Here is a 6,673-nt window from a genome sequence, read left to right as displayed (position 1 = left end):
TTGTAGAGGAACCCACCCCTAGCCCCTCCCAGGAGGGGAACCCACCCCTAGCCCCTCCCAGGAGGGGATTTTTCGCCCCTACAGCAAGGGATATAATCTGCCATAAATTTTTCTTATCACCTTGAACCTAAAAGACCCGATTTTTTTGCCCCACGATTATTAACAATTCACGTCGATAAAGGGTTCGATGGTTTTAACCACGGATTGGCTTAAACTTTCTAAATTGTAGCCTCCTTCTAAGCCAAACATGAGATGAGGGGTAATCTCTGAACACCATTGGCTGAGTTGACGATAATCCTCGGGTTGCAAGAACATCTGTGAAATTGAGTCGTTTTTTGTCCCGTCATAGCCCGCACTGATGATTAACAAGTCGGGGCGAAAATTACGGAGAAAGGGAATAACGTTATCCTGAAAAACCTGACGATAGGTGTCTGAGGTGGTGTTGGGGGGAAGGGGTAGATTTAAGACGTTTTGATAATAGCCGGTTTCCGAAGCAGAGCCGGTTCCGGGATAGTTGGGGGATTCATGGAGAGAACAGTAGGCCAGTTGGGGATGGGTTTCTAAAATTGCTTGAGTTCCGTTGCCATGATGTACGTCCCAATCTAAGACGGCCACTCGGTCAATTGCAAATTGTTTGAGGGCATAATAGGCGGCGATCGCCGCGTTGGAAAAAATACAAAATCCCATGCCGCGATCGCGTTCAGCATGATGTCCCGGTGGACGAGCGAGGACAAAACTCGGTTGTCCCTGATGAACCACTAAATCAACGGCATCCAACCAAGCACTGACGGCCAAAAGTGCCACATCATAGGAACTCGGCGAGACGGACGTATCCATATCGATGCGTCCGCCGCCACGACTGGCAATCCGTTTGATGGACTCAACATAGTCACGGGGATGGATTTGGGTGATGATATCGAGGAGTTCGGGGCGATCGCTCGGAAGTTGCCAATGGAGATGATCGGCCCAGGATTGGGATTTTAAGGCTTGAACGATGGCCCGCAGACGATCTGGGCGTTCTGGATGATAGGCTCCAGTTCGATGATCGAGGAAGGCCTCAGCGTAGAGAATAGGAAACATATCGCAATTGAAGGTTGAGCGTTCACGGTAACGAAACCGTTGTGGAGGTCTGATCTCATCGGTCGCTTGTTCGGGTCCTCAGGTTCAAGATAGAACGGGGCTGATCCGAGGGCGATCGCCCCCCATTTAACGACATCGATCAGATCGTTATTTTATCATTCTAGTTCCCCCCAGAGGCGGCGAGTTATTGACGTTAAAACCGGCTTCTATTTCAAGCCCCTAAAGCCTTAACTCTTTGGGGCGATAATTCTAATGAGAACCCGCAAGCTTTGACGCCGGCCGTAAACGATCCAGAGGCGATCGCATTATGTTAAAATACTAACCAGAATTGGCGCAAATTGCCTGCGTCATTGCCGTTAAAAAAAGTAACCCGCACGCAGCCGGTTGATGTCAACACAACCCTGCCCAACTGCGGTTTTAAGGGAGATTTTTACCGTATGACCATTGCCGAAGAACGGATCGTTCCCACGGATTTAGGGAACGAAATGTCTCGATCCTACCTCGAATACGCCATGAGCGTCATCGTCGGTCGAGCCTTACCCGATGCCCGAGATGGACTCAAACCCGTCCACCGGCGCATTCTCTATGCGATGCACGAACTGGGCCTGTATCACGATCGCCCCTTTCGTAAATGCGCTCGGGTGGTGGGGGAAGTCCTCGGGAAATACCACCCCCACGGAGACACCGCCGTCTATGATGCCCTAGTGCGGATGGCGCAACCGTTTTCGATGCGATCGCCCCTGATTGAAGGCCATGGTAACTTCGGCTCCGTGGACAACGATCCCCCAGCCGCCATGCGGTACACCGAAAGCCGCCTACAACGGTTCAGTAGCCTATCCCTACTGCAAGATATCGACTCCGACACCGTTGACTTTGCCGATAACTTCGATGGTTCGCAACAAGAACCCATCGTTCTCCCCGCCAGAGTCCCTCAACTTCTCGTGAATGGGTCCTCGGGAATTGCGGTCGGTATGGCCACCAACATTCCCCCTCATAACGTGGGGGAACTGATCGATGGCTTAGTGGCCTTAATTCATAATCCCGAATTAGGCGATCTCGATTTAATGCAATACATTCCGGGGCCAGATTTCCCCACCGGCGGCCAGATTCTAGGAACCAGTAGCATTCGCGATGCGTATACTAGCGGACGCGGTTCCATCACCATGCGCGGTGTCGCCAACATTGAAACCTTAGAACGGCGTGGCGCCCCCGATCGCGAAGCCGTCATTGTCACCGAGTTACCCTACCAAACCAATAAAGCGGCCTTAATCGAGAAAATTGCCGACTTGGTGAACGACAAAAAACTCGAAGGAATCTCCGACATTCGCGACGAGAGCGATCGCGACGGAATGCGGATTGTCATTGAACTTAAACGGGATGCCTATCCTCGGGTGGTTCTGAACAATCTCTACAAACAAACCCCCATCCAAAACAACTTTGGGGCCAATATGTTGGCCCTCGTCGATGGCGAACCGCAACTGTTGTCCTTACGTCGCTTCCTGCAAGTTTTCCTCGACTTCCGCATTGAAACCATCGCCCGGCGTACCCGCTACGAATTGCGAAAAGCCCAAGAACGGGATCATCTCTTGCAGGGGTTACTCATCGCCCTCCAACATCTCGATGGCGTGATTCGTCTGATTCGTCAGTCCCCCGACAGTGCCTCAGCCAAAACCCAACTCATCCAAGATTACAACCTTTCGGACTATCAAGCCGATGCCATTCTTCAGATGCAGTTGCGGCGTTTAACGGCCTTAGAAGCCGATAAAATCCAACAGGAACATGAGGCACTTCAAGAAACCATTGCCGATTTAGAAGATATCTTGGCACGGCGGGAACGGGTCTTAGAAATCATTGAAAGCGAACTTCTCGAACTCAAAGAAATCTTCGCCAGTCCCCGCCGCACCGAAATCCTCAGAGATGAAGGGGACCTCGATGACACCGATTTAATTGCCAACGAACAGGCCTTGATTTTGGTGACGGAACAGGGCTACATCAAACGGATGCCCGTCAACACCTTTGAAGCCCAAAACCGGGCCACTCGTGGCAAATCGGGAACGAAGATGAAAGAGGATGATGGTATTGCCCATTTCCTGACCTGTTGCGACCATGACCAGATCCTCTTTTTTAGCGATCGCGGCGTTGTTTATAGCGTCAAAGCCTATCAAATTCCCACCGGTTCACGAACCTCGCGGGGGATGCCCATCGTACAACTGTTGCCCATTCCTCGGGATGAAAAAATCACCTCCGTGGTTCCCGTCAGCGAGTTTAGCGATGACAATTATCTAATCATGCTAACTCGGGGCGGCAACATCAAAAAAACCGCACTCTCCGCCTTTGCCAACATTCGCGCCAATGGCCTCATTGCCATTTCCCTCAGTGAAGGCGACGAGTTGCGCTGGGTGCGTCTGGCTCGGGCCGAAGATAGTATTATTATCGGCTCTCGCTTGGGCATGGCCATTCACTTCAAAGCCGATCACGAGCAACTGCGGCCCCTGGGTCGAGCCACTCGCGGCGTTAAGTCGATGAACCTACGGGATGATGACACCCTCATTAGTATGGATGTCTTGCCCAGTAGCGTCGTCGAAACCCTAGAAGATACTGATGACAGCGAGGTCGATGACGCGGCCGAAAGTGACCTCAATGGCGATGAAAGCGATGAGGCTACCTCAACCGGTGAGGGACCCTGGGTGTTAATCGTCACCACCGGCGGCTATGGGAAACGGGTTCCCGTGTCTCAGTTCCGCCTACAACGTCGGGCCGGGAAAGGGACGATTTCGACGAAGTTTAAGTCTCATCTCAAAGACGATAGCGTGGTCGGCTTGATTGTCGTCAACGAAGACGATGAACTGATGATGGTGACCATGCGGGGGATTATTATCCGCCAAGCTGCCAGCGCCATCACGCCTCAATCCCGCTCTGCCACTGGGATTCGTGTGCAACGTCTCGACAAAGACGATGCGATCGCCGCCGTGGCGATCGTACCTCCGGCTGCTGAAGATAGTGAGTTAGACGACGAGTTAACCGAAGAGTAACCCTGACCAACTCCCGATTCGGGCGACCAGAAGAGGGCGACCTTTGTGGTCGCCCTTACCGTCGAGCCGCTGGCGCATCTTGTTGCAGGACATCTTCAAAAGAGGTTCCCTCCGCCGCCAGCACAAATAGAGTCGTCGGTAGTCCCGCCGCCATAGTTTGCAAGCGTCCATAATAGTCCGCAAAGGCATCCATATCCTCACCGGGTTTCGCCACCCCTAAACAGACCAAATCCGCATTCGCTGAGGATTCTTGCAAAATCTCAGGAAAGGGACGACCTTCGGCTAAAATCACTTGGCTGGTGGCGCCAATGCGTAACTGTTGGGCCACTCGTTCTAAGTTCTGACGCGCCGCTTGGGCCGCCATTTCATTGGGAACCACTAATTTCAGCGAAATCTCAGCCCCCCGCCATTGACTACTGGTTCGCAACAAATAGGCTAATAGCAGCATCAAGCCGCCATTGGCTTGTAACCCTCCCCACCAGACATCAATACGACGGCGCTGGCCAAACTCCTGTTCAGGATTTTCGCGAAAAATAATGATGCTACGACGAGATTGATAGAGTTTGGCAATCAAGCGACAATAATCTGCCCGTAAATGCTCCTGTTCGCTGTCTCCCAGGAGAATCGTATTCGGAACCAACGGGCCAATCCCATAGGCTTCGACGAGTCGTTCGGCCCCCACAAAGGGATCGGGAGCGGTCACTAGGCGCACCAGAGCCTGAACCCCTCGTTTTTCGAGATACTCACGAATCTTTGTCTCCAGGGCCGCCTGTTGTCCCATATCTCGGGACCCACTCGGGAGAATACTGGAAATGGTGACCATACCTCGGTTATGGGTCAGGGCTGTGGCTAATTCCACCAAGGCCCAACGACGCATGGGGGCGCCGGATAAGACCAGCATATGAGGTCGCCAGTTTTTGGTGTCTGTGTCATCTCCCATGCTGAGAATGGCCATACGGGCTAGTTCGACCCATAAGCCGCGACGGACATCGCCCCAGGCCGATTGTAGTTCCCGGCGTTCGAGCCAGAGATAGACACTGAGAACGAAAATCGCGGCCACCACCGCTGCGACGGGGTTAATGAGCAGCATCACCCAGAGACAGCCGATCGCCCCCAAGGCGGAGAAATACCAGGGAACGCCAAAGGTGGGACGAAACGAGGGACTTTCTAGGAAGCCTTCAAGGCCAGCGGCCACGTTCAACACCAGATAGGTACTGAGGAAGAACATGGTTAAGACGGGGGCGATTAGGTTGAGATCCCCCAGGCTGACGGCGGCCAAGGCCACCCCGAGGGTGAGGAAGGTTCCCAGGCGGGGTTCGTCATTGTCGCCTCGTCCTTGGCCTAGCCAACGCAGCACGGGAGGTAAGACGCCATCTCGGGCTAGGGCTTGCAGAACGCGGGGTGCGCCGAGAATACTGCCGAGGGCGCTGGAGAGGGTGGCCCCCCAAACGCCGAGCAGAATCGCATCGCCCCAAATGGCGATATCCCGCATGACGAGGGGATTCTCGGTTAGGGCGGTATAGTCGGCTCGGGTCGCCAGGAACAGGGGTAACACCATGTAAATGATGTATCCCGCGCCAACGGCGGCTAGGGTTCCTCTGGGGATGGATTTGGAGGGGTCTTTGAGGTCGCCGGACATATTGACCCCTGCCATGATGCCGGTGACGGCGGGGAAGAAGACGGCAAAGACGACCCAGAAGGGTTCGCCAACCCGCCCGGAGACGTTCCACATACCGATGTCGCTTTCGGCGATGGGGCTACCGAAAGCAAGGGACAGGAGGGACAGGGCGATCGCCGCCATGATGAAGTATTGGGCGCGGATGGCTAAATCCGCTGACTGAATGGCGAGTCCGGCAACAACCAGGGTGGTGATGAGGGCGATGGGGGTTTGATAGTCTGCCAGTACCGGAAAGCTATTACTTAAACTTTCAGCGAAGCCTAGGGTGTAGAGGGCGACGGAGAAGGCTTGGGCGAAATAGAGGGGAATCCCGACGGCCCCTCCGGTTTCGATGCCGAGGGAGCGACTAATCATGTAGTATGCGCCCCCCACTCGCACGACGCGATCGGTGGCAATGGCGGAGATGGAAAGGCTCGTCAGCAGCGTGATTGAGGTGGCTAGGGTGACGATGACTAGGCTACCGAGCCAGCCGACGTTAGCGACCACCCAGCCGAAGCGAAGGTACATAATCACCCCCAAGATGGTGAGAATTGAGGGGGTAAAGACGCCGCCAAATGTGCCGAGACCTTTGGCTGAGTCATCGTCAGGGGGCGGGTTTGAGTTCGAGGATTGCTGCCAGGGAAAGCGCACTATAAAAACAACGAGGTTAAGTTGCCTTTGCCATATTAAGCCAATTTCTCCAATTTGGAGCCGTTGCAATTCTTATCATTCTGGGAATCTTTCCCCAAAGATTCCACAAGGTTTCCACAACTTCTCAGGGGGTTTTCCACAGGTTGTTGAGGGTTTTCCACAGGCGATCGCCGACCTTGGGGACGACTGGGCAAGGTTGGGGATTTCTGGGAGGGGGCGGCTTGGCACTCAGAATCCGGGACTCAATGTAACG

At 53.9% G+C, this 6,673-nt stretch carries 3 protein-coding genes; 1 reads left to right on the top strand and 2 read right to left on the bottom strand.

Features of this window, described 5'->3' with window-relative positions:
• Positions 1 to 159: 159 nt before the first annotated feature.
• The gene (locus R6U67_RS11520) at positions 160 to 1,080 is read right to left on the bottom strand and encodes a histone deacetylase family protein (RefSeq protein ID WP_410252680.1); all 921 of its coding nucleotides are present in this window, start codon (positions 1,078 to 1,080) and stop codon (positions 160 to 162) included.
• 437 nt (positions 1,081 to 1,517) lie between these two features.
• Between R6U67_RS11520 and gyrA the strand changes: the two genes are divergently transcribed.
• Positions 1,518 to 4,112 carry a DNA topoisomerase (ATP-hydrolyzing) subunit A gene (gene gyrA / locus R6U67_RS11515; RefSeq protein ID WP_410252679.1) on the top strand — a complete coding sequence of 865 codons (2,595 nt, stop codon included), beginning with the start codon at positions 1,518 to 1,520 and terminating at the stop codon, positions 4,110 to 4,112.
• A gap of 55 nt (positions 4,113 to 4,167) precedes the next feature.
• On the opposite strand, the gene R6U67_RS11510 is transcribed toward gyrA, so the two are convergent.
• On the bottom strand, positions 4,168 to 6,423 hold the full coding sequence (locus R6U67_RS11510; protein ID WP_410252682.1) for a Na-K-Cl cotransporter: 2,256 nt from the start codon (positions 6,421 to 6,423) through the stop codon (positions 4,168 to 4,170).
• Positions 6,424 to 6,673: the final 250 nt, after the last annotated feature.

It is taken from the genome of Sodalinema sp. (genome assembly GCF_046483825.1).
Classification (GTDB): domain Bacteria; phylum Cyanobacteriota; class Cyanobacteriia; order Cyanobacteriales; family Geitlerinemataceae; genus Sodalinema.
The sequence above is the reverse complement of the archived record's forward strand: the minus strand, read 5'-3'. Positions and strand labels throughout refer to the sequence as shown.